The 22,471-nt window shown below is 49.6% G+C and carries 18 protein-coding genes and 2 tRNA genes; 7 read left to right on the forward strand and 13 right to left on the reverse strand.

Annotation, left to right across the window (positions count from 1 at the left end):
- Window positions 1–335: 335 nt before the first annotated feature.
- Together ACY2VT_RS07705 and aroA are read left to right on the forward strand one after the other, a co-directional pair.
- Window positions 336–1,448, forward strand: a complete 1,113-nt coding sequence (locus ACY2VT_RS07705; RefSeq protein WP_461874241.1) for a prephenate dehydrogenase/arogenate dehydrogenase family protein — start codon at window positions 336–338, stop codon at window positions 1,446–1,448.
- Between the two features lie 34 nt (window positions 1,449–1,482).
- The gene (gene aroA, locus ACY2VT_RS07710; protein ID WP_461879469.1) at window positions 1,483–2,766 is read left to right on the forward strand and encodes a 3-phosphoshikimate 1-carboxyvinyltransferase; all 1,284 of its coding nucleotides are present in this window, start codon (window positions 1,483–1,485) and stop codon (window positions 2,764–2,766) included.
- A gap of 61 nt (window positions 2,767–2,827) precedes the next feature.
- Here aroA and ACY2VT_RS07715 read toward each other — a convergent pair whose 3' ends face one another.
- From ACY2VT_RS07715 to ACY2VT_RS07760, 10 genes are all read right to left on the reverse strand, one after another.
- Entirely contained in the window at window positions 2,828–3,739 is a 912-nt protein-coding gene (locus ACY2VT_RS07715) for a phosphatidylserine decarboxylase (RefSeq protein ID WP_461877845.1), read from the reverse strand.
- Window positions 3,736–4,371, reverse strand: coding sequence for a CDP-alcohol phosphatidyltransferase family protein (locus ACY2VT_RS07720; protein ID WP_461879470.1), 636 nt, complete (start codon window positions 4,369–4,371; stop codon window positions 3,736–3,738). Before ACY2VT_RS07720 ends, ACY2VT_RS07715 begins: the two co-directional genes overlap by 4 nt.
- Window positions 4,355–5,416: a lysylphosphatidylglycerol synthase transmembrane domain-containing protein gene (locus ACY2VT_RS07725; RefSeq protein WP_461877847.1), complete on the reverse strand. Its 1,062-nt coding sequence runs from the start codon at window positions 5,414–5,416 to the stop codon at window positions 4,355–4,357. The genes ACY2VT_RS07720 and ACY2VT_RS07725 overlap by 17 nt, the downstream gene beginning before the upstream one ends.
- Complete coding sequence (locus ACY2VT_RS07730) at window positions 5,406–6,080, reverse strand: phosphatase PAP2 family protein (RefSeq protein WP_461879471.1); 675 nt, start codon at window positions 6,078–6,080, stop codon at window positions 5,406–5,408. Before ACY2VT_RS07730 ends, ACY2VT_RS07725 begins: the two co-directional genes overlap by 11 nt.
- A 228-nt stretch (window positions 6,081–6,308) precedes the next feature.
- Window positions 6,309–7,334, reverse strand: a complete 1,026-nt coding sequence (gene queA / locus ACY2VT_RS07735; protein WP_461877849.1) for a tRNA preQ1(34) S-adenosylmethionine ribosyltransferase-isomerase QueA — start codon at window positions 7,332–7,334, stop codon at window positions 6,309–6,311.
- A 167-nt stretch (window positions 7,335–7,501) separates the two neighbouring features.
- Window positions 7,502–10,873, reverse strand: coding sequence for an AAA family ATPase (locus ACY2VT_RS07740; protein WP_461879472.1), 3,372 nt, complete (start codon window positions 10,871–10,873; stop codon window positions 7,502–7,504).
- A complete protein-coding gene (locus ACY2VT_RS07745; RefSeq protein WP_461879473.1) occupies window positions 10,870–12,003 on the reverse strand; it encodes an exonuclease SbcCD subunit D in 1,134 nt (377 codons plus the stop codon). The genes ACY2VT_RS07740 and ACY2VT_RS07745 overlap by 4 nt, the downstream gene beginning before the upstream one ends.
- A gap of 131 nt (window positions 12,004–12,134) precedes the next feature.
- A tRNA-Met gene (locus ACY2VT_RS07750) sits at window positions 12,135–12,208 on the reverse strand.
- Window positions 12,209–12,229: 21 nt separating this feature from the next.
- Window positions 12,230–12,302, reverse strand: a tRNA-Val gene (locus ACY2VT_RS07755).
- A 113-nt stretch (window positions 12,303–12,415) separates the two neighbouring features.
- Window positions 12,416–12,814, reverse strand: a complete 399-nt coding sequence (locus ACY2VT_RS07760) for a hypothetical protein (RefSeq protein WP_461879474.1) — start codon at window positions 12,812–12,814, stop codon at window positions 12,416–12,418.
- A gap of 191 nt (window positions 12,815–13,005) precedes the next feature.
- On the opposite strand from ACY2VT_RS07760, the gene ACY2VT_RS07765 reads away from it, so the two are divergent.
- The 5 genes from ACY2VT_RS07765 (at window position 13,006) to ACY2VT_RS07785 (ending at window position 18,527) form a co-directional block, all read left to right on the forward strand.
- The gene (locus ACY2VT_RS07765) at window positions 13,006–13,764 is read left to right on the forward strand and encodes a formate/nitrite transporter family protein (protein WP_461879475.1); all 759 of its coding nucleotides are present in this window, start codon (window positions 13,006–13,008) and stop codon (window positions 13,762–13,764) included.
- Complete coding sequence (locus ACY2VT_RS07770) at window positions 13,761–15,860, forward strand: DNA topoisomerase (protein WP_461879477.1); 2,100 nt, start codon at window positions 13,761–13,763, stop codon at window positions 15,858–15,860. The genes ACY2VT_RS07765 and ACY2VT_RS07770 overlap by 4 nt, the downstream gene beginning before the upstream one ends.
- A gap of 48 nt (window positions 15,861–15,908) precedes the next feature.
- Entirely contained in the window at window positions 15,909–16,574 is a 666-nt protein-coding gene (locus ACY2VT_RS07775; RefSeq protein WP_461879478.1) for an acyltransferase, read from the forward strand.
- A gap of 224 nt (window positions 16,575–16,798) precedes the next feature.
- Window positions 16,799–17,491, forward strand: a complete 693-nt coding sequence (locus ACY2VT_RS07780; RefSeq protein ID WP_461879479.1) for an iron-sulfur cluster assembly scaffold protein — start codon at window positions 16,799–16,801, stop codon at window positions 17,489–17,491.
- 25 nt (window positions 17,492–17,516) lie between these two features.
- On the forward strand, window positions 17,517–18,527 hold the full coding sequence (locus ACY2VT_RS07785; protein ID WP_055217706.1) for a GGGtGRT protein: 1,011 nt from the start codon (window positions 17,517–17,519) through the stop codon (window positions 18,525–18,527).
- A gap of 244 nt (window positions 18,528–18,771) precedes the next feature.
- Here ACY2VT_RS07785 and asd read toward each other — a convergent pair whose 3' ends face one another.
- From asd to ACY2VT_RS07800, 3 genes are all read right to left on the reverse strand, one after another.
- Entirely contained in the window at window positions 18,772–19,857 is a 1,086-nt protein-coding gene (asd, locus tag ACY2VT_RS07790) for an aspartate-semialdehyde dehydrogenase (RefSeq protein ID WP_461874252.1), read from the reverse strand.
- A gap of 87 nt (window positions 19,858–19,944) precedes the next feature.
- Window positions 19,945–21,324, reverse strand: a complete 1,380-nt coding sequence (gene argH, locus ACY2VT_RS07795; protein WP_461879480.1) for an argininosuccinate lyase — start codon at window positions 21,322–21,324, stop codon at window positions 19,945–19,947.
- Between the two features lie 193 nt (window positions 21,325–21,517).
- A complete protein-coding gene (locus ACY2VT_RS07800; protein WP_461879481.1) occupies window positions 21,518–22,399 on the reverse strand; it encodes a recombinase family protein in 882 nt (293 codons plus the stop codon).
- Window positions 22,400–22,471: the final 72 nt, after the last annotated feature.

The following is a 22,471-nucleotide window of genomic DNA, read 5'->3' on the forward strand; positions in this document are numbered from 1 at the left end:
TTTTTATCAAGATTCACGTCTTCCGTTCCTCTTATCATAGTCACTATTCTACTAAAGTTTTTTCTTTTTTGCAAGTATATTATTCATATTTCACAATATATTTCTGAATTTTTAAATTTTATATGTATTTTAGCTGGTTATTCTGCCTTTCTTCCGCTTTTCTGTCTGGCTTTTCTGTGGAATCTGCCGGATTTTGCAAAACAAGCAAAATTGCTGCCTTCCAAAAATGCTTTGTCACTTTAAAGCAAGAAATCTTTGACATTTGATTTCAGATGCTTTACAATGTCTTTTATACGATTTACCTACGAAAAATGTCAGAAAGGACTACTTGAATTATGTGTGATACATCCGAAAAAATCTGCATCGGCTTTATCGGCCTTGGCCTCATCGGCGGCTCCATTGCAAAAACCCTCAGAAAGGTTCACCCGGAGTATAAACTGATGGCCTACTGCCGCACCAAAGCGACGATCGAAGAGGCAATTCAGGAGGGCGTGATTGATATCGCGCTGGAAGAACGGGACGACCGCTTTGCCGACTGTGACTATATCTTCTTATGTGCTCCTGTCAGCACCAACATCTCCTATCTTCCGTTCGTGAAAGGCATCGCAAAACCGGGCTGTATCATCACAGACGTCGGAAGTGTAAAAGGAGAAATCCATCAGGCGGTTGAGACCCTCGGCATGACGCACCAGTTTATCGGCGGCCATCCGATGGCAGGCTCCGAAAAGACAGGATATTCCAGTGCCACCGATTACCTGCTGGAAAATGCATACTATATGATTACACCTGGACCAGACGTTGAGATCGCGGCAGTTTCCGCTTTCGTTGATCTTGTCCAGTCCTTAAAGGCGATCCCGATGGTTTTAACATACGAAGAGCACGACTACATCACCGCAGGTGTCAGCCATCTGCCGCATATCGTTGCCGCTACCCTGGTCAATGCACTCGCATCCCTGGACACACCGGAAGAGCAGATGAAAACCGTTGCTGCAGGCGGCTTCAAGGACATCACCCGCATCGCTTCTTCCTCCCCGGAGGTATGGCAGCAGATCTGTCTCTCAAACCAGAAGCAGCTCTCGAATGTGCTGGATTCCTATATCCGCCTTCTCGTCCAGGCAAAATACCTGGTTGACAACAAAAAAGGCCACGAGCTCTACAATATGTTTGAGAGTTCCCGCGAATACCGGAATTCCATGGAAGATTCTTCCTATGGACCAACGAAGAAAGAATACGTCGTTTACTGTGACCTGCTCGATGAAGCTGGCGGAATTGCAGCCGTTACAACGATTCTTGCCATCAACCAGATCAGTATTAAAAATATCGGCATTACGCATAACCGCGAGTTCGAAGAGGGCGCTCTCCGCATTGAATTTTATGAAGAGCAGGCAGGCATTCTTGCCCGGAAGGTCTTAAAAGACCATGGTTATACCATCCATATCCGCAATTAAAAGTGCGTATATTTTGACAGGAGGAAGTTACGTTATGCAGTTCCAGAAAGCAGTACGCCCTCTGCGCGGAGAAATCTCCGTGCCGGGCGATAAATCCATTTCCCACCGCGCCGTCATGTTCGGTGCCATTTCAGAGGGAACCACAGAAGTCACAAACTTTTTACAGGGTGCCGACTGTCTCTCCACCATCTCCTGCTTCCGCAGTATGGGCATCGAGATCGAGAACACGCCGGAGCGCATCCTCGTTCATGGAAAAGGCCTGCACGGGCTTTCGGCTCCGTCTGCCGTTCTCGACTGCGGAAACAGCGGAACAACGACACGCCTGATCTCCGGCATTCTTGCCGGCCAGAACTTTTCCAGTACACTGACCGGTGACGCTTCCATTCAGAAACGGCCGATGGGACGCATCATCAATCCGCTGACCCAGATGGGCGCTTCCATCCGCAGTATTCCGGAAAACGGCTGTGCGCCGCTTGCGATCAACGGCCATCCGCTCCACGCCATCTCCTATCTTTCGCCGGTCGCATCCGCACAGGTCAAATCGTGTATCCTGCTTGCCGGACTGTATGCTGACGGAAAAACAAGCGTTACCGAACCGGCTCTTTCCAGAAACCATACGGAGCTGATGCTGAAATTCTTCGGCGCCGACGTTGCCTCCGAAGGGCTGACCGCATCGGTTCTGCCGGACCCGGATCTCCATGGAAATCTCGTCCGTGTGCCGGGAGATATTTCCTCCGCCGCCTACTTCATCGCCGCCGCGCTGATAGTTCCAGGCTCTGAGGTGCTTCTGAAAAATGTCGGCATCAACCCGACCCGCGACGGTATGCTCCGCGTCTGCCGCGCCATGGGTGCTGACATCACACTTCTGAATGAGCAGAACTCCGGCGGAGAACCGGTTGCAGACCTTCTCGTGCGCTATACGCCGTCTCTTTCCGGCACTGTCATCGAGGGCGAACTGATCCCGACCCTGATCGACGAAATCCCGATCATCGCGGTTCTTGCCGCCACAGCGAACGGCACAACCGTGATCCGGAATGCAGAGGAACTGAAAGTCAAAGAATCGAACCGTCTTGATATCATGGTAAACGAACTCACCGAGATGGGTGTTTCCCTGGAAGGCACGGACGACGGCATGATCATTGAGGGCGGAAAACCGTTCCACGGCGCCCAGATCGACAGCCGCCTCGACCACCGCATTGCGATGTCGTTTGCAATCGCATCGCTTTCCGCCGAGACACCGACGGAAATCCTGCGCGCCGGCTGTGTGGATATCTCGTATCCGACGTTCTACCAGGATCTGGCACGGCTGCAGGCATAAAAAACGTTTAAACAAAAAATGGATTGTGAAGATCATTTCCTCACAATCCATTTTTTTGCTTTTATCCTGTTCTTCCGGCCATTCCAACCGTTTCTCCCTGCCGTACCCGCGTCTCGATTCCAAGCCGCGAATAATTCCAGATCCGTTTTTCCGGCACTGCGCTTCCCTTCTGTGCCAGAACGATCACTGTCGAACCACCGAAGGCAAAATAGCCTTTCTCTTCGCCGCGCTGTACACGTCTCGCCGCTCCGGCATTTTCATTGACAATCTTTCCGACCATCATCGCACCGACCTCCATCTGCAGCAGTGTGCCGAAATTTGCGGACTGCAGCAGCGTGTAGGTTCTCGTATTTTCTTTATAGATCGGGCAGAAATCATTCGCCGCCGGATTGACCGTGTGGAGCACACCCTCAATCCGCCGTTCCGTCGAGCAGACGCCGTCATCCACAAAGAGATACCGGTGATAATCGTCCACGGAAAGCCGGAACAGAAATAACGTTCCGCCCTCATACCGTTTTGCCAGCTTCCGGTCGCGCAGAAGCTGTTCCAGCGTATATTCTGTGTTCTTGATCTCAAACTTCCCGTTCTCATGAATCGGATAAACCGTAAGCCGCGCATCACACGGGCTGATAAAATCCTGCGGCGCATTGGAAAACGGACGTGCATCCATTTTCAGCTTCCGCACAAAGAAATCATTGAACGAGATAAACTGCTTTGCGGTGCATTCCTTCATCGAAATACGATTTTTCTTTACAAACGGTGCAATCAGCGGCACCGACCAGCGGCTGTCCAGAAAGCGGCCTGCCGCACGTGATACAATCGGCTGAACCAGCGGCTGCATCGCGGCTCTTCCGGCGGCATGGCTGTACATCATGTGCAGAAAACGGTCCTGCAGATCATTTTCCTCGCGGATCAGATCAAGCTTTGGATGATTTTTCCCCTGTTTTCGGTAAGGACAAGCGCAGAGTCTCAAATCGCTCTTCCTCCCTTCCAGATCAGAAGTCCGCGGAGCACAGCCGCTCCAACGACCGCTACCAGCACAGCAAGCTCTTTATTCGTCGGCTTGCGGAAGCGGAAATCTGTGATAAACAGAACGCCGACCGCCAGCACCAGCAGATGCAGCCAGATCAGAAAGTATCCGCGGCAGAGCGGCGCAAAGACGAACAGCAGCGGCAGAGCTACTGACATCGAGGTAATCGGCAGTCCCTGGTAATATTTCCGGTTCTCCGAAGTTTCATTCTGACGCTTCTCTTCCATCACGTTAAAATATCCCAGACGGATCACGCCCGCAAGACCGTAGAAAATAAGAATCGGAATGCTGTAAAAATGTGTCATGCCAAGCTCATAGCAGAGCACGATCGGAAAGACGCCGAAACAGACCACATCGCAGAGCGAATCGATCTGAATGCCGAACCGCTTTTCATCTTCGGTCCTGTTTTTCTTCGTCCGCGCAATTTTTCCATCGAACATATCGCATAGTCCGGAAAAAGCAAGACAAAAAATCGCCCAGTTAAAGTGTCCCCGCGTTGCAAGAAAAATGCCGCTGATGGACGATGCAAAGCTGATATATGTTAATATTACGGTATAATCATAGAACCCTATCATATGTAGTTCCCCCTCTTTTTTCTCTTTTTGTATTCCCGATCGTAAGCTGTGCGACGATGGTAAAGACTGCACTCACCAGCAGCTCCCCGTAGTAGCCGAGCCCTCTGGAAAGCACCATTGCCGGAAGAAGCAGCGTGCTTCCAAAGACCGGCGGAAAAATTTTCAGGAACAGTGTCTCGCTGATTCCCATTCCTCCCGGAAGCGGCAGCATGTCAACCGATACGGAAATAACCGCCTGCAGCAGCACAATGGTGATAAAGGAAATGCCTGATAGATGGAAGGCGCGGTATACAAACCATGTTGCTGCAAATAAAGCAAACCTCTGTGCAAAGGTAATCGCAAGGACATTGACCAGCACCATTTTGTGGGTGCCAAGATACGCTGCCGTATTCTGGTAGACTTCCATGGAAGCTTCCAGTTTTTTCAGGCGGCTTTCTTTTCGTTTCGTCAAATGCAGTTTTTCCACGATTTTCAGTCCAAAAACCAGAATCGTCCGCGCAAGCGCCGGATGAAAAACCAGAATAAGCATGGCTGTGATACAGAAGACATTCAGACCGATTCCCAGATAGAAAACCGGAAGGATTTCCGTCAGATACCGGTGCAGGAAGCCCTGTCCGAACAGAACAAGCCCAAGTCCCACCACGACCAGTACCGCTTTGTAGGTGATCGTGACGATCATCAGAATCACCGTTGATACCGGAAGTGATATTTTCTCTTTTTTCATATAGTAGAGCTGCATCGGCTGGCCGCCGCTTGCGGACGGTGTGATACAGCTGAAAAAGAATCCGACGGAAGAAAACAGAAAACATGTCCGCTTCTTCACCGGAATCTGAAAGGAATGCATCATGTACCAGATGATGATCGATTCTCCCCAGATAAAAAACACGACACAGAACAGTCCCGGCAGCAGCCACCGCACGTCTGCGCGCCGCATTGCTTCCATCATTGCCCCAAGGTCTTCGCCGTGGAAAACACCGTATATCGTCAACGCAAAAATCACAACGAGAAAAACAGTATTCACGATCATTTTTTTCTTACTCTGCACGGCGTTTCCACCTCCTTCGTTCCAATATCATTCCATACCATGCACCAAGATGCGTGCGTCCCGCGATCTGCCACGTCACTTCTGCCAGAAGCGCTCCGCCAATCACATCTGCAATCACATGCTGCTTTGTTGTCAGCGTAGAAACAAACACGGCAAGTGCCGCCCAGAAAGAGAACCGCTGATACCAGCGCGGAATCTCCCTTCTGCCGCGGACTGCGATATAGCAGAACCAGCTGTTCAGGCAGTGAATCGATGGGAACAAATTGTCCGCCGCATCCATCTGGTAGAGCAAGGCAAGCATCTGATTCCAGAATCCCTGTTCCGGGATCGACGGCCTTACGTTCGTTGTCGGCAGCAGCAGATAAAATGCCATACAGACAAGCCGCGCCAGAACATCTGCTGCAAAGAACCGCCAGACAAATTCTTTCTCTCTGCTTGCGGCAATCAGATAATTTACAATCCAGACCAGATAACAGCCAAAATAAATCACGATCGTCCACGGGATCACCGGGATCTGCTGGTCCAGCACCGTTTCTATATTGTAATGTTTCCACGAACTGGTAAACGGCCGCGTTCCGAAATAAGCGATAAAATTCGCTGTCAGAGTCAGAACCAGCGGCAGGATACCATAGTATGAAAACTTTCTTCTCTCGTCTCTCTTCAAAATCCGTCCTCCCTTGTCTCAAACACGTATCAGTATACGCAAAAACATTCCCTGACACAACCCAGTTCCGCTCGTTTTCAGAAACCTTAATAAAATCTTCTGTTTTTCGGCAGGGAAAAAGAAAGATTTAGAAGATTCGCTGGACAAAAAACGACCATATAGGGCTTCGCGGGTGTTCCTATATGGTCGTTTTCTTTCAGCATCGTATTTTTGTCATAAACGAATTTTTTATTCAATCATCATGGCATCGCCGAAGGAGAAAAAGCGGTATTTTTCTCTTACAGCCTCTTCATAAGCTGCCATAATATGCTCTTTTCCAGCCAGTGCCGATACCAGCATCACAAGTGTGGACTCCGGCAGATGGAAATTGGTGATCAGCCCGTCGATCATCTTGAATCTGTAGCCCGGATAGATAAAGATCTCGGTCCAGCCGCTTCCGGCTTTTAAAATGCCGTCCTCGCCGGTTGCCGATTCCAGGGTACGGCAGCTCGTTGTTCCGACTGCGATGACACGGCCGCCTGCTGCTTTCGTATCGTTGATCAGTTTTGCCTGATCTTCTTCTACCACATAGAACTCAGAATGCATGTGATGCTGGGTGACATCCTCCACTTTCACCGGACGGAAGGTGCCAAGGCCGACATGCAGGGTTACATGTGCAATCTTTACGCCGGCATCCCGCACCTGCTGCAGAAGCTCTTTTGTAAAGTGCAGTCCTGCGGTCGGAGCGGCTGCGCTTCCCTCATGTTTCGCGTATACCGTCTGGTAGCGGTTCTTATCCTGCAGTTTGTGTGTGATATACGGCGGCAGCGGCATCTCGCCAAGCTGGTCGAGGATCTCCTCGAAAATGCCGTCGTAATGGAACTGGATCAGACGGTTTCCCTCATCGACAATATCCACAACCTCTCCGGTCAGAATGCCGTCGCCGAAGGAGATCACCGTGCCGACCTTACATTTTTTGCCCGGTTTTACGAGGGTCTCCCAGATATCATTTTCTCTTCTTTTTAACAGAAGGATTTCGATTGCTGCATCGGTGCCGACTTTCGAACCGTAGAGACGCGCCGGAATTACTTTGGTATCGTTGATCACAAGGCAGTCGCCCGGTTTTAAGTATTTCAGAATATCACGGAAATGGCCATGCTCATATTCACCGGTTTCTTTATTCAGATGCATCAGGCGGGAGGCGCTGCGGTCTTCGAGCGGATCCTGCGCAATCAGTTCTTTTGGCAGATCATAGTAAAAATCTGAAGTTTTCATTGGTTTCCTCCATTCTATTGCAAGCCGGCGCATAAGGCCGGTGGTCTACAAAATATTGAGTTCTGTAACTCGCTGCACGCTTTCTTTTTAAGTCCAACGCCCCTTATTATACCATTGCATCTGCCATCTGACAAGAAATTTAGGAAACCATTTCTGCGATTTTTCTTTTATTCAATCACCGCTGTGCTTCCCACACCTTCACGGCTTCTGTTTTTCGTCACAACGATCTTTTTCTCGATCCGTTCTTTTAATTCCGGCACATGGGAGATAATGCCGACCATACAGTTTCCGCCGGCAAGTCCCTCCAGTGCCTTGACTGCCTGATTCAGAGACTCCTCGTCGAGCGAACCAAAGCCCTCATCCACAAACATCGCATCGAGCTGGATTCCTCCCGCGTACGACTGGATTTCATCGGAAAGGCCAAGTGCCAGTGAAAGCGATGCCTGGAAAGACTCACCGCCGGAGAGTGTGCGGACACTGCGCTCTGTTCCGTTATAGTGATCGATGACATTCAGATCCAGACCGGCTTTTTCTTTTTTATTTGCACCGTCCTCCTGTCGTTTCAGTTCATACTGCCCGCCGCTCATGGTCAGGAAACGGAGATTGGCTTTTCGCAGAATCCGGTCAAAATAGGCCATCTGAACGTACGTCTCGAGTTCGATTTTCCGCTTTCCGCCAAGAGTGCCGCCTGCCGTATCAGCGAGTGCGCGTACCCATTTGTACTCCTCTTCCACTGCCTGCATCTGGCTCTGCTGATTCTGCACGGCCTGATATGTGGACCGGTTCGTATTCGCCGCATGGTACTGTTCGCTGTGCTTCTGATCAGCTTTTTGTTTCTGCTCTGTCAGTTCTGCAATTTTTTCCTGCAGTTCTGTTTCGGAAGGAAGGGTATCTTCTGTTTCTGCAGTTTCTTCGAGGGAACGGATTGCTGCAATGGCTGCACGCACTTCGGTCAGACGGTTCTTTACTTCATCGAACGCTTTTCGGGCCTCTTGCTGTGCCAGCTCCAGCTGCGCTTTTTTCGCGCCCCATTCGGAAATGTTGGTCCGCAGCTGTGCTTCATCTTTTCCAGCAAGCTGTGCTTCTTTTTCCCCGATCTTTTCCAGCAGCGTTTTTTCCATTTCCCTTACTTTTGTTTCCAACAGTTCTTTTTCGTGAATCGCTTTTTCCCGCTGTTCCATCTGCTCTGTCCCTGTCTGAATGATCCGTTTCAGAGCTTTCCATTCTTTTTGTTTCGCAAGAAGCTCTTTTTTACGTATCGAAACCTGATTTTTCTCCTGCTCCAGAGCTTTTTCACATTCCAATGCCGCCAGCAGCAGCTGCTGAAGCCTCTCTTCTTTTTCCGGTTCCTGTTGAAAAGTATCCCATCTGTTTTTAGCTGTCTGCAGCTGTCCTGCAGCGGCCTTCTGATCTTCCGCCGCAGTTTTTAAGATCTCTTCGATTCTCCGTTCCAGCTGTACAGAAAACGTCTGTTTTTCTCCTTCCAGCCGGCCAAGTTCTGCCTGTTTTTCTGCCATTACCTGTTTCCGTTTTTCCCGCTGCTTCTGTTCCTGCTGCTGCTGTTTTTCATATGCCGCATATTCTTCCCGGCGCGTTTTCTGACGCTTTTCTTCTGATGCAAGCTGTTTTTCTGTTTCCTTGGCAGCCTGTGCAAACTGCTCTTCTGATAGCTGTGCCAGACGTTCCTGTTCTTTTTGGCATTTCTGATCCGCTGGTACTTCTTCTGTCCTTGCCGGAACAGCAGCTCGCCAGGCAATCCGCCGTGCCAGTTCTTCCCTTGCCGCTTTCGTCTGTCTTCCGAAGTTTCCCGCCGCTTCGCTTAATGCCGCGGTCACTTCGTTCTGCTTCTGCAGTTCTTCTTTTTTCTGATCCAGCGCTTCCTTATCCGGTGCATGCTCCGCCTTTTTTGCCAGTGCCGGATGATGCACAGATCCACAGACCGGGCACGGGGTTCCCTCTGTCAGATTTTCTGCCAGAATCCCCGCCTGCGCATCCAGAAACAGCCTTTCCATCTCCTGATATGTTTCCCGCACATCATTTCTGATTTCCAGACTTTTTCGATACGCCTCCTGCTTCTCCTTCCACTCTCTCTCCGCTGCCGTCCAGTTTCTCAGCAGCTGTGAAAATTCTTTTCCTGCCTGCCGCCATTTTTCCTCCTGCAAGGCAGCATCCTGTCTTTCTGCCAGCCGCACCGCCGTCGTTTCCATCTGAACCGAAAGCGCATTTTCCTGCTCCTGCAGATGCTTTAACTCTTCGGTCAGAACTGCGGCCTTTTGATTCGCCGCAAGAACCGCCTCATGGTAGGATGTCATCGTTTCAAGCCGTTCCCGTACCTGTGTCTCTTTCTGCTCCGCCCGCGCCAGAAGCGTCTCCGTTCCGGAAAGTGCTTCTTCCTGTTCTTTTTGTTCTGTAATCTGCGCTTTTGCCTGTTCCTGCTCCATTCGCAGCCCTTCTTTTTCTTCCGCTGCCGTCTGCAGTTCCTTTCGCCGTTCCAGAAGTTCCTCTTTTTCCTGTTTCATCTTCCGCAGCAGTTCCAGGCTTTCCTGCCCTGTGCGGATCTGTATTTCCAGTTCTTTGCAGACAGAGGCCTCCCGGTCTGCCTGTTCGCTCTTCTGCCGTTTCTCCGCCTCTTCCGGGATCAGCTCCTCCAGTTCTTTTTCTTTCTGGGCTTTTTCCTCCTGCCGCTTCCGGCTCTCTTTTACCTTTCCAAGCAGCCGGTTCTGCTGTTCCATCTGCGTTCCCAGTGCACTGCGCTCCTCTTCCAGCCTGGAAAGGCGCTCCTGATCCATCTCGATGCAGAGCGCCAGCAGCTCCATGCCGCGCATTACCTCTCCGTCAAATTTTTCTTTTTTCAGCTTTGCAAGTTCTTTCTGAAACACCGCATCCTCCGGGCAGACAATCCCCGTAAGATACTGGCTGATGCTCCGTTTTTTCTCATCATACGTTTTCCACCGCACTTTCGCCGCATCCCGCAGCCGATTCTGCAGTTCCTGATAAATTTCCGTATGGAACATTTTTCGGAAAATTTCGCTCCTGTCTGCCGTCCCCGCGAGGAGAAGTTTCTGAAAATCGCCCTGCGCAATCATGGCAATCTGCCGGAACTGACGCTGATCCAATCCAAGAAGCTGCGTTACCGCCTTGGTCACTTCCGTACTTTTTGTGACCGGCTGCCGCTCGTCCGGGAAAATCAGCTCTGCATTCGCCTTCTCTGTTGTCATCCCCTGGCCGCGGTCTTTCGGGCGCAGATACTCCGGATTCCGTTTTACGGTGTAATCTTTTCCGCGGTATGTGAAGGTGAGTTCTACAAAGGTGCGTACTTCCGGTTTCGCATATTTGCTGCGGAACATCTCCCCTTTCCGGATTTCACCGCTCGCCTCGCCGTAGAGTGCAAACGTGATCGCATCAAAAATTGTCGTTTTTCCCGCGCCGGTATCTCCTGTGATCAGATATAATCCACCGCCGCCCAGCTGTGTAAAATCCAGATCCATCCGGTCCGCGTACGGGCCGAATGCGCTGATGGTCAATTTCTTTGGCTTCATTCCTTCATCCCCCGCAATAGTTCTTCTACAAACTGCTCCTGCACCTCTGTCATCGGCTGGTTATTCTGCAGCTCATAAAACTCCTGAAACAGCTCCAGCTCTGACTTCTCCTCCACACGTTCAGCCGCACGGACTTCTGCATTCGACCGCGTTCGTTTATTATCATATTCGAGACGCATCAGATTGGGATAAATGGTCCGAAGCTTTGCCATGCCGTCCGGCACATCCTCTTCATCCGTCAGGGTCACCTGCAGGTAATCTTCGCAGTCTCTGTTCTCATAAAATGATTTCGCCGTCACTTCCAGATACGTTCCGCGGATTTTCCGGAGATCATGGAGCGGCTTCAGCGGAATCGTACGAAGGTCCACGCAGCCTTTTTCTTTTAATTCCACGACGGTAATCGACTTCTCCTGACCCGCCTCGGAAAACGAATATTTAAGTGGTGCACCGCAGTAGCGCACCGTCTCGCGGCCGACTTTCTGCGGACTATGGATATGGCCGAGCGCCACATAGTCAAACGAAGCAAAGAGTTCTGCCGGTATCTGATCCACATCACCGACCTGCAGTTCTTCGGCATCGCACCGCTTCGCCCCTGTCACAAACTGGTGCGCAAGAAGCACATTCCGCTCCTTCTCATCGATCTTGGTCTGCTCCAGCGCAATCCGCACAGCGTCCGCCGCAGACTGCACCTCCTCCGCACGCTCCGGAAGAGCATGACGTATCGTCGACGGCCGTAAAAATGGAAGAAGGTAAATCCAGACCGTTCCATGTGCATCCTGCATCGGAATCTTTTCTACGGTTCCATCATATACCTTTGAAAAATAAATGCCGCTTTTCCCCATCAGACTCGATCCAAACGCCAGACGCTCCGCCGAGTCGTGATTACCGCTGATGATAAAAACCGGAATTTTCTGCTCCGAAAGCCGGGTCAGAAACGCATCAAACACCTGCACCGCCTCTGCCGTCGGAATCGTCCGGTCATACACATCCCCGGAAATCAGAATCCCATCCGGCTTTTCCTGATCTGCTGCATACAGAATCTGCGTTAAAATATATTTCTGATCCTCGATCATGGAAAACTCATTCACACGCTTTCCAATGTGAAGATCGGATAAATGAAATAGTTTCACGAAAAACCTCCTCTGTACTTATATTCTTTTCTCATTATACAATATCCACCCTTAAAAAGAAATCATCTGTTCGATTTTTGTAAGTATTTCAGGACGCAAAAAAACTCCCGTTCACACAGGAGTTTCTGACGTAGCGAGAGGGGGATTCGAACCCTCGACACCGCGGGTATGAACCGCGTGCTCTAGCCAACTGAGCTATCTCGCCATATGTAATTTTTGATAAATATGGGACCTATAGGGCTCGAACCTATGACCCTCTGCTTGTAAGGCAGATGCTCTCCCAGCTGAGCTAAGATCCCATCTCTTGTTTTTTATCAACGTTTATGTCCCGCTGACATTTATAGATTCTAGCACTGTTCTCTCGATTTGTCAACGGTAATTTTTAAAATTTTTCAAATTTTTTCTTTTATTCCTACAATAGCGTCGATTTCATTCCACTTCCTGCATTTTCTGCTATTTTCTTTTTGGAATACACATTCCAATCACCAGCCCGATCAGCATTCCAATCGACAGTCCAAGTCCGGCATTTCCATTCAGGGCACTGCCACGCGCACATCCCACACACATACCGATGCACATTCCTTCCTCCCCATAATCGCCGTACTTCCCGTTCCCTCAATGCAAGACGGTACGTCAGTTTTTCCGGCTTCAGCGCTTCACTGTAAACATAGAGCTCTGCTTTTCCCCACTCGTCCGCTTCCACATAAGCGCCCTGCGGTGCATAGCTTCGTTTTACGACATCCTGCGCGCCTTTCCATCTTCCATTCTCATTCTCATACAATGTGTTACTTTCTCTTCCATTTTCTGACATTTCTGCGGAAATGCAGTTTTTTCGCGTTCCTTCATTGCGAATTTTCCCCGGGGATGATATAATAGCCAAAGTCGAAAGAGCGAACCCGGTGACCGTTCCACAAAGTGTCCCGGGAATAATGGCCATCCCCAGGACACAAAAAACGGGGATATGTCCCCTGCTGCATGCGGGACATAAGAAAGGAGTAACATATGCCTTATGATGACGTACAAAAATTTTCAGAGGCAGCGGTAAACAAGGCGAAGCTGCTGAAAGAACAGCCTGGAAAATACTTTCTCCGCTCGGTCATGGCAGGCTTTTTTATCGTCGTTGCCATGATTTTCTCCAACGTAGTCGGCAATGTCTTCCAGGGTTCCGATCCTGCGTGGGGCAAACTGCTTGGCGGTATCGTGTTTGCTATCGCGGTTCTTCTGATCGTGTTCATCGGCGCAGAGCTTTTTACCGGAAACAATCTTGTCATGGCGCTTGGTGCCTTCGATAAAAAAGTATCGTGGACGCAGGTTGGAAAAGTATGGCTCGTCAGCTACATCGGAAATTTCGTCGGATGTCTGATCCTCTCCGTGATTTTCGTACTGGCAGGCGCTTCCGGCACCGCTGATTACTATGCGGGCTTTATTGGGAACAAACTTTCCATTCCTGTAGGAGAAATGTTCTTCCGCGCCATTCTCTGCAACTTCTTCGTCTGCCTTGCCGTTGCCTGCGGCATGAAATGCAAAAATGAAGTTGCGAAATTTTTCATGATCATACTTTGTATCTCCGGATTCGTTGTTGCCGGTTTCGAACACTGCATTGCCAATATGGCAACCTTCGTTACCGCCGCACTTCTCGTTCCGGGCGGTATCTCTCTTACCGCCGCGCTGAAAAGTATGGTAATTGTAACTATCGGAAATATGATCGGAGGCGGACTGCTCCTTGCCTGGCCGCTTCGAATGATGAGTGCAGATAAATGACAAAATCCTTATACATTGCGGAGAAACCGAGCGTCGCTCAGGAATTCGCAAAAGCATTAAAACAGAATATGCAGCGCAGGGACGGGTATCTGGAGTCGGAAACTTCCGTCGTAACCTGGTGCGTCGGCCACCTGGTTACGATGAGCTACCCGGAAAAATACGATCCTGCGTTAAAAAGGTGGAGTCTTGAGACCCTGCCTTTTTTGCCTGAAAATTTTAAATATGAAGTAATCCCGGAAGTAAAAAAGCAGTTCAACATCGTGAGCGGCCTGCTCCACCGGGAAGATATCGAGACCATTTATGTCTGTACCGACTCCGGGCGCGAGGGAGAATATATCTACCGCCTCGTCGCACAGATGGCCGGTATCAAAGACAAGAAGCAGAAACGTGTCTGGATTGATTCACAGACAGAAGAAGAAATCCTGCGCGGCATCCGCGAAGCGAAGGATGAAAGCGAATACAACAATCTCTCAGCTTCCGCTTATCTCCGTGCCAAAGAAGATTACCTGATGGGCATTAACTTTTCCCGTCTTCTCTCGTTAAAATACGGAAACGCCGTCGCATCGTATCTCGGCACCAAATACCAGTCCATCTCCGTCGGCCGTGTCATGACGTGCGTGCTCGGCATGGTCGTGCGCCGCGAACGCGAAATCCGCAGTTTCGTAAAAACACCGTTCTACCGTGTCATCGCCGGTCTTTCTTTTAACGGGCGGAATTTCGAAGGCGAATGGCGTGCCGTTAAAGGAAGCCGCTATTTTAACTCACCGCTTCTCTATAAGGAGAATGGATTCCAGAAAAAAGAAGACGCACAGAAGCTGATTGACGAATTAAAAGCACAGAATCCTCTGATCCCGCGCGTTCTGAAAATGGAGCGGAAAAAAGAGAATAAAAATGCGCCGCTGCTCTACAACCTCGCGGAGCTGCAGAACGACTGTGCCCGCTTCTTCAAAATCAGCCCGGATGAAACACTGAAAGTCGTCCAGGAGCTTTACGAGAAAAAGCTGGTTACCTATCCGCGTACCGACGCCCGTGTGCTTTCTTCTGCCGTTGCAAAGGAAATCAGCAAGAACCTGCGCGGCCTGCAGCAGTACAACATCTGCCGCGGTCTTGCGGATGAAATTTTACAGGGCGAGAGCTGGAAAAAGATCGGTTCCACCCGTTATACGAATGATAAACAGATCACTGACCACTACGCAATCATTCCGACCGGACAGGGCCTTGGCAATCTGCGGAATCTTTCGGAGCTTTCCGCCAAAGTATACGAAACGATTGTCCGCCGTTTTCTCGGTATCTTCTATCCGCCGGCCGTCTATCAGAAGGTTGCGCTTGTGACGGAAATCGGCGGCGAACAGTTCTTTTCCAACTTCCGTGTTCTCGTGGAGGAGGGCTACTTAAAAGCGATGCACTACTCCTTCTTCCGTAAAAAGGATGAGGACGACGACCGTAAAAAAGATGAGGAAACAACGTGCGATCCCGCATTCCTTGCCGCACTGTCCCAGTTAAAAAAAGGCAGTGAACTGAACCTGCTCGGTCTCTCGATCAAAGAGGGCGAAACCTCCCCGCCGAAGCGCTATACTTCCGGTTCCATGATCCTTGCGATGGAGAATGCCGGACAGCTCATCGAGGATGAGGAGCTCCGTGAGCAGATCAGAGGAAGCGGCATCGGAACGAGTGCGACGCGTGCGGAGATCTTAAAAAAGCTTGTCTTTATCAAGTACCTCGCGTTGAACAAAAAGACGCAGGTCATCACACCGACGCAGCTCGGCGAAATGATCTACGATGTTGTCCACCAGTCCATCCGTCCGCTTCTGAACCCGGAGCTGACAGCAAGCTGGGAAAAGGGACTCACCTATGTGGCGGAGGGATCCATTACCTCTGAGGAATATATGGGAAAACTGGAAAACTTTGTAACACGCCACACCGTGAATGTAAAGCAGATGCGGAACCAGTTCCAGTTAAAGAGCAGTTTTGATGCGTCCGCGCCGTACTATAAAAAAGCCTCTTCCACACGTTCCGGTGCCGGAAAAAGCACGTCTTCAAGAAGCTCTTCTGCAAAGTCTTCTTCGAACAGAAAAAAGACCGCACAGAACACCTGAAATGTGGTAAGATAAACAGGAACAGAAAAAAGAAAGGATGAATCACTCATGAAAGATGCAACCATTTCTGAACTTTATGATTTAACCCAGACCATTGCCGCAAAAATCTTTGAAGGCAAAACGTATCCATGGGAAGTGCTTCCGCTCATCAAGGACTTTATTCTTGAACTCGGCGAGACGCTTGATCCGGCAGAATACGAAAAACGCGGCAAAAATATCTGGATCGCAAAAGATGCCAGTATCGCACCGACCGCTTCCATCAACGGCCCATGCATTATCGGAAAAGGCGCGGAGATCCGCCAGTGTGCTTTTATCCGCGGAAACGCCATCGTCGGCGAAGGCGCTGTCGTTGGAAACTCCACCGAGCTGAAAAATGTTATTCTCTTTAATAAAGTACAGGTTCCGCACTACAATTACGTCGGTGACTCTGTTCTTGGCCACAAAGCGCACATGGGTGCCGGTTCCATTACTTCCAATGTAAAATCCGACAAGAAGCTTGTCGTTGTCAAAGGCGCCGACGAACAGATCGAAACCGGACTGAAAAAATTCGGTGCGATGCTCGGCGATGAGGTTGAGGTCGGCTGCAACAGCGTGCTGAATCCGGGAACCGTTGTCGGAAGAAATTCCAACATTTACCCGCTCTCCTGCGTCCGTGGTGTGATCCCGTCGGGTCATATCTTTAAAAACGCGAAGGAAATTGTCAAAAAAATCTGATAATTAAAAATATCTTGTTTTATCGCAAGAAAATCAAACAGATCGTTTGCAAAGACCGCCGGAAATTTTATCGTTTTTCGGCGGTCTTTGCAATTTTTTATCAAAATAGGCTGGACGAATGGCCAATTTTGTGAGACAATAACCATAGGTCTGTGAACAGGCTGGAAACGGTCCGTTCGAAAGACAAAAGCTCAAATAAGTACATATTTGAAAGGAGTTTAACAATGACTTATTCACACGAAGTAGAAATGATGTGTCCGGTTACCCAGGGCGTGCATCACGGTGCAGCTCCGATTCCGGAGGAAGCAAAATGGGTAAAAGCAAAAGAGATCAAAGACATTTCCGGATTCACTCACGGTATTGGCTGGTGCGCACCGCAGCAGGGTACCTGCAAACTGACTCTGAACGTAAAAGAGGGCGTTATCCAGGAAGCTCTCGTTGAGACTATCGGATGTTCAGGAATGACTCATTCTGCAGCTATGGCATCTGAGATTCTTCCGGGACTTACCATCCTTGAGGCTCTGAATACTGACCTTGTGTGTGATGCTATCAATACTGCAATGAGAGAACTCTTCCTTCAGATCGTTTACGAAAGAAGCCAGAGTGCATTCTCCGAGGACGGACTGGTTGTAGGTGCCGGACTGGAAGACCTTGGTAAAGGACTTCGTTCCCAGGTTGGTACTATGTACGGAACCCTTGCAAAAGGACCTCGTTACCTTGAAATGACCGACGGTTATGTAACAGGTATCGCACTGGATGAGGATGACGAGATTATCGGTTACAAATTCATCAACTTCGGAAAGATGATGGACTTCATCAAAGCCGGCGATGATGCAAACACAGCATTCGAGAAAGCAAGCGGACAGTACGGACGTGTTGCTGATGCTGTTAAGATCGTTGACCCGAGAAAAGAGTAATCAGATAATTTAGGAGGATAGGAAAATGGCTTTATTTGAATCATATGAAAGAAGAGAGAAACAGATTCTGGCTAAGCTCGCTGAGTACGGAATCAACTCGATCGAAGAAGCAGCAGAAGTTACAAAAGCCGCTGGCCTCGATGTATACAAAATGATCGAAGGCATTCAGCCAATCTGCTTCGAGAATGCAAAATGGGCTTACACGGTAGGCGCAGCTATCGCAATCAAAAAAGGATGTCGTAAAGCTTCTGAAGCTGCAGCAGCTATCGGTGAGGGACTTCAGTCCTTCTGTATCCCGGGTTCTGTAGCAGATCAGCGTAAAGTTGGTCTTGGCCATGGTAACCTTGGCAAAATGCTTCTGGAAGAGGACACCGAGTGCTTCGCATTCCTGGCTGGACATGAGTCCTTCGCAGCTGCTGAGGGTGCTATCGGTATCGCTGAGAAAGCAAACAAAGTACGTCAGAAACCTCTGCGTGTTATCCTGAACGGTCTTGGAAAAGACGCTGCTCAGATCATCGCACGTATCAACGGCTTTACTTATGTAGAGACCGAGTATGACTACTACACCGGCGAGCTGAAAGAAGTATACAGAAAAGCATATTCCAACGGCCCGCGTGCGAAAGTTAACTGCTACGGCGCTAACGATGTTCGCGAAGGTGTTGCTATCATGTGGAAAGAGAACGTTGACGTTTCCATCACCGGAAACTCCACCAACCCGACTCGTTTCCAGCATCCAGTTGCAGGTACCTACAAAAAAGAGCGTATCGAAGCTGGCAAGAAATACTTCTCCGTTGCTTCCGGCGGTGGTACAGGACGTACTCTTCATCCGGACAACATGGCAGCAGGTCCTGCTTCCTACGGTATGACCGATACAATGGGACGTATGCATTCTGACGCTCAGTTTGCAGGTTCTTCTTCTGTACCGGCTCACGTAGAAATGATGGGTCTGATCGGCGCAGGAAACAACCCGATGGTTGGTATGACTGTTGCTGTCGCTGTTGCTGTTGAAGAGGCAGCAAAAGCTGGCAAATTCTAAGATTAGCCAATACTTGCGTAAATAGAATTATTTGAGCAGAAAAGAAGCGCCGCGGGATTTTCCGTATGGCGCTTCTTTTCCGTATATTTCTGAAAATGTATTTATAGCAAAATTTCAAGAATACAGCCGTATTAAAAAGAAAAACGATCACTTTTAAATTTTAGAATTTGACGCAAAAATAAAGACCTTATAGCCGCATTATTAGAGCTATAAGGTCTTTATTTTTAAGATTGCTCAGGAAAAATTATTTTGCAGCGATATATTTCTTAGCAACGAGTGTCTCCGCACACAGTACAGCTCCGCCGGCTGCGCCGCGGACGGTGTTGTGGGAGAGGCCTACGAATTTCCAGTCGTAGATGGTGTCTTCTCTTAAGCGGCCTACGTTGATTCCCATTCCGTTCTCGTAGTTGACATCCAGGGTTACCTGCGGGCGGTTATCCTCGGTCATGTAGCGGATGAACTGTTTCGGTGCGCTTGGGAGGTTCAGTTCCTGCGGAAGGCCTTTGAAGTTCTCCAGTTTCTCGATGAGCTGCTCTTTCGTCGGTTTCTTGCGGAATTTCACGAAAACGGCTGCGGTGTGTCCGTTTAATACCGGTACACGGATGCACTGGCAGGTGATCTTCGGCTCGGTTGCTTTTACGATCACGCCGTTTTCAATTTTACCCCAGATACGAAGCGGCTCCTGCTCGCTCTTCTCTTCCTCGCCGCCGATGAACGGGATGATGTTGCCTTCCATCTCCGGCCAGTCTTTGAAGGTTTTTCCTGCTCCGGAAATTGCCTGATATGTGGTTGCAACAACCTCATACGGCTCAAACTCTTTCCATGCAGTTAAAACCGGCGCATAACTCTGGATGGAGCAGTTCGGTTTTACCGCAATAAATCCTCTCTTGGTGCCCAGACGTTTTTTCTGGAACTCGATGACATCGAAATGTTCCGGGTTGATTTCCGGCACTACCATCGGCACATCCGGTGTCCAGCGGTGTGCGCTGTTGTTGGAAACAACCGGTGTCTCGGTCTTTGCATATGCTTCTTCAATCGCTTTGATCTCATCTTTCGACATATCAACTGCGGAAAATACAAAATCTACAGTAGATGCCACATGCTCTACATCATTTACATTCATCACAACGAGCTTTTTCACTGCTTCCGGCATTGGAGTATCCATTTTCCAGCGTCCGCCGACTGCTTCCTCGTATGTTTTTCCGGCACTTCTCGGACTTGCTGCCAGGGTCACAACTTCAAACCACGGATGGTTCTCCAGCAGAGAAATAAATCTCTGACCTACCATACCGGTTGCTCCTAAAATTCCTACTCTCAATTTCTGCTCCATTGGTTTCATCTCCTTGTTCTTCTGTGGCGTACATTTGTGCGTCTCATGTCATACTATACCAATTTTTTCAAAATTGCAACTGTTTTTTCAATTTTCCTGTAAATATTTTTTATTCTGCTCGATGACAGCCAGCATCGCATCTGCTCCCGGCGCACCGATCGTGTTGCGTCGTTCTACGCAGTTCTTCATGCTGATGGCATCATAAATATCATCCTCGAAGACCGGGCTGATCGCTTTGTACTCTTCGAGTTTCATATCATCAAGGGAGATTCCTTTGTCAATGCAGTACAGAACGAGACGGCCGACAATGCCGTGTGCATCGCGGAACGGAACGCCTTTTCCAACAAGGTAATCGGCTGCGTCCGTTGCATTCGTGAAACCGTTCTTTGCACTGTTCTCCATGCGGTCTTTTTTGAAGTGCATGGTAGAAAGCATGCCATTGAACAGAGCCAGGCATCCTTTTACGGTGTCGATGGCATCGAAGGTCAGCTCTTTATCCTCCTGCATATCTTTGTTGTACGCCAGCGGGATTCCCTTCATGGTGGTGAGCATCGACATCAGTGCTGCGTAAACGCGGCCTGTTTTTCCTCTGACAAGCTCTGCGATATCCGGATTCTTTTTCTGCGGCATGATACTGCTTCCGGTGCTGTATGCGTCGTCGATGTCCACAAACTGGTACTCATTGGTATTCCAGATAATGATCTCCTCGGAGAAACGGGAAAGATGCATCATAATCGTAGAAAGAGCACTGAGGAGCTCAATGACATAGTCACGGTCGGATACGGAATCCATGCTGTTTAAGGTCGGGCCGTCAAAGTCAAGCAGCTCTGCGGTGTAAGCGCGGTCCAGCGGATACGTCGTTCCAGCCAGCGCACCGGAACCGAGCGGACAGTAATTCATTCTCTTGTAGATATCTGCAAGGCGGCCTCTGTCGCGGCGGAACATTTCAAAATATGCGCCCATGTGATGTGCCAGTGTGATCGGCTGTGCTTTCTGCAGATGGGTGAATCCCGGCATATAGGTGTGAATGTTCTCTTCCATGATTTTTTCGAGTGTTACCAGCACCTCTTTGACGAGTGCATCAATCTCGGTGATCTCATCGCGGACATAAAGTTTCATATCGAGAGCTACCTGGTCATTGCGGCTTCTTCCGGTGTGCAGCTTCTTTCCGGCGTCTCCGATGCGATCGATCAGGTTTGCCTCCACGAAGCTGTGGATATCCTCATATTCGCTGGTGATTTCCAGTTTTCCGCTCTCTACATCGGCAAGAATCCCCTCCAGTCCTGCAAGAATCTGGTCTCTCTCCTCTTCTGTCAGGATGCCCTGTTTTGCCAGCATCTTTACATGTGCCATGCTGCCTTTGATGTCCTGTTTATAGAATTTCTGATCAAAGCTGATGGATGCATTAAAATTATACACTAACTTGTCGGTCTCTTTTGTGAACCGTCCGCCCCATAACTGTGCCATTTTCATTCCTCTTTTCCTGTAAGTTTTTTAAATCATCATGCATTATTATACAAGCATCCAACCTTCCTTTGCAAGTCAAATCACCTACTTTCCCGAATTTCGGCGTTTTGTGTAGTTTTTTTCCAGCCAGCCCAAGATGCCGTACAATCCTGCCGCAACGAGGCAGAGGATCAGGATGGACAGGATTACCCAGTCAAGTCTGAACAGATTTGCCCACCTTTTTGCGGCAGAGACGCTCGTCAGCCGCCCGATTTGCCGCTATCCAGAGCTCTTCAGAGACGATAGCAGGAATTTTCCCCGCATAGACGTACTGCCCGCCCGGCGGCGTAGGGAGCGTTTTTCCGGTGTTAAAATCGTAATGCTTCCTGTTCATGACTACGGTGCCTTTATTCATGGGATTCCGCACCATGCGGATAATATCTGTTCCAGAGAATGGTTTTCCGGCGCGGCTGCGGACGCCCTCCGCTGCCAGAACCGCCGCAATTTTCCGTCCGCCGAGACCGTCTGCACAGAGTTCGTACATACGGCGCTTCACTGCGGCCTCCTCCGGGATGAGCTCGATCACTCCGTCTGCCGTCCGCCGGTAACCATAACTTTTTGAGGTCAGCACCGGCTTTCCATTATTCTGCTGCCGTTTCTGGTGCGCCAGATTCATCTTCTTGCTCAGCTCCCGGCTGTACTCCTCCGCCAGAATCGCCTTAATGCCGGTCAGAAGCGCGTCTTCCGGCGAATAGAATGTGTTCTCCAGATAAAAATACAGCCGCTTTCCGGCACGGTTTAACCGGTCTGCGAACAGATACCAGTCCCGCGTGTTCCGCATCAGGCGGTCCTGCGACTTGATCACAACAACGTCAAACCGGTTCCGGTCGAGATCCTCATACAGGCGGTTGTACTCCCGTCTGCCTTTCCGGCTCGTACCGGAGCGGCTCTCCACGTATGCATCGACGAGCAGCCAGCCCTTAGCCCGAATGGTCTCCTCCGCTTCTGCCGCCTGCCTTATCAGCGCATCCTTCTGATTTTCCTCCTCCGTGCTGCATCTTGCATAATAAACCGCGCGCAGCCTCTCTTCTTCCATCCCTGTCTCACTTTTCCGATACTTTTCTTTACTATATAGAAAAAAGGACCGGAAAGTTCCGATCCTTTTTCT

Origin of the sequence: Fusicatenibacter sp., from assembly GCF_050872605.1 — a bacterium.
GTDB lineage: Bacteria > Bacillota > Clostridia > Lachnospirales > Lachnospiraceae > Fusicatenibacter.

Excerpts from the sequence above, each read along its gene's own strand:
- ACY2VT_RS07705 (WP_461874241.1), top strand. The coding sequence starts at position 336 with ATGTGTGATACATCCGAAAAAATCTGCATCGGCTTTATCGGCCTTGGC.
- aroA (WP_461879469.1), top strand. The coding sequence starts at position 1,483 with ATGCAGTTCCAGAAAGCAGTACGCCCTCTGCGCGGAGAAATCTCCGTG.
- ACY2VT_RS07720 (WP_461879470.1), bottom strand. The coding sequence starts at position 4,371 with ATGATAGGGTTCTATGATTATACCGTAATATTAACATATATCAGCTTT.
- queA (WP_461877849.1), bottom strand. The coding sequence starts at position 7,334 with ATGAAAACTTCAGATTTTTACTATGATCTGCCAAAAGAACTGATTGCG.
- ACY2VT_RS07740 (WP_461879472.1), bottom strand. The coding sequence starts at position 10,873 with ATGAAGCCAAAGAAATTGACCATCAGCGCATTCGGCCCGTACGCGGAC.
- ACY2VT_RS07760 (WP_461879474.1), bottom strand. The coding sequence starts at position 12,814 with ATGTCAGAAAATGGAAGAGAAAGTAACACATTGTATGAGAATGAGAAT.
- ACY2VT_RS07765 (WP_461879475.1), top strand. The coding sequence starts at position 13,006 with ATGCCTTATGATGACGTACAAAAATTTTCAGAGGCAGCGGTAAACAAG.
- ACY2VT_RS07770 (WP_461879477.1), top strand. The coding sequence starts at position 13,761 with ATGACAAAATCCTTATACATTGCGGAGAAACCGAGCGTCGCTCAGGAA.
- ACY2VT_RS07775 (WP_461879478.1), top strand. The coding sequence starts at position 15,909 with ATGAAAGATGCAACCATTTCTGAACTTTATGATTTAACCCAGACCATT.
- ACY2VT_RS07780 (WP_461879479.1), top strand. The coding sequence starts at position 16,799 with ATGACTTATTCACACGAAGTAGAAATGATGTGTCCGGTTACCCAGGGC.
- ACY2VT_RS07785 (WP_055217706.1), top strand. The coding sequence starts at position 17,517 with ATGGCTTTATTTGAATCATATGAAAGAAGAGAGAAACAGATTCTGGCT.
- asd (WP_461874252.1), bottom strand. The coding sequence starts at position 19,857 with ATGGAGCAGAAATTGAGAGTAGGAATTTTAGGAGCAACCGGTATGGTA.
- argH (WP_461879480.1), bottom strand. The coding sequence starts at position 21,324 with ATGGCACAGTTATGGGGCGGACGGTTCACAAAAGAGACCGACAAGTTA.
- ACY2VT_RS07800 (WP_461879481.1), bottom strand. The coding sequence starts at position 22,399 with ATGGAAGAAGAGAGGCTGCGCGCGGTTTATTATGCAAGATGCAGCACG.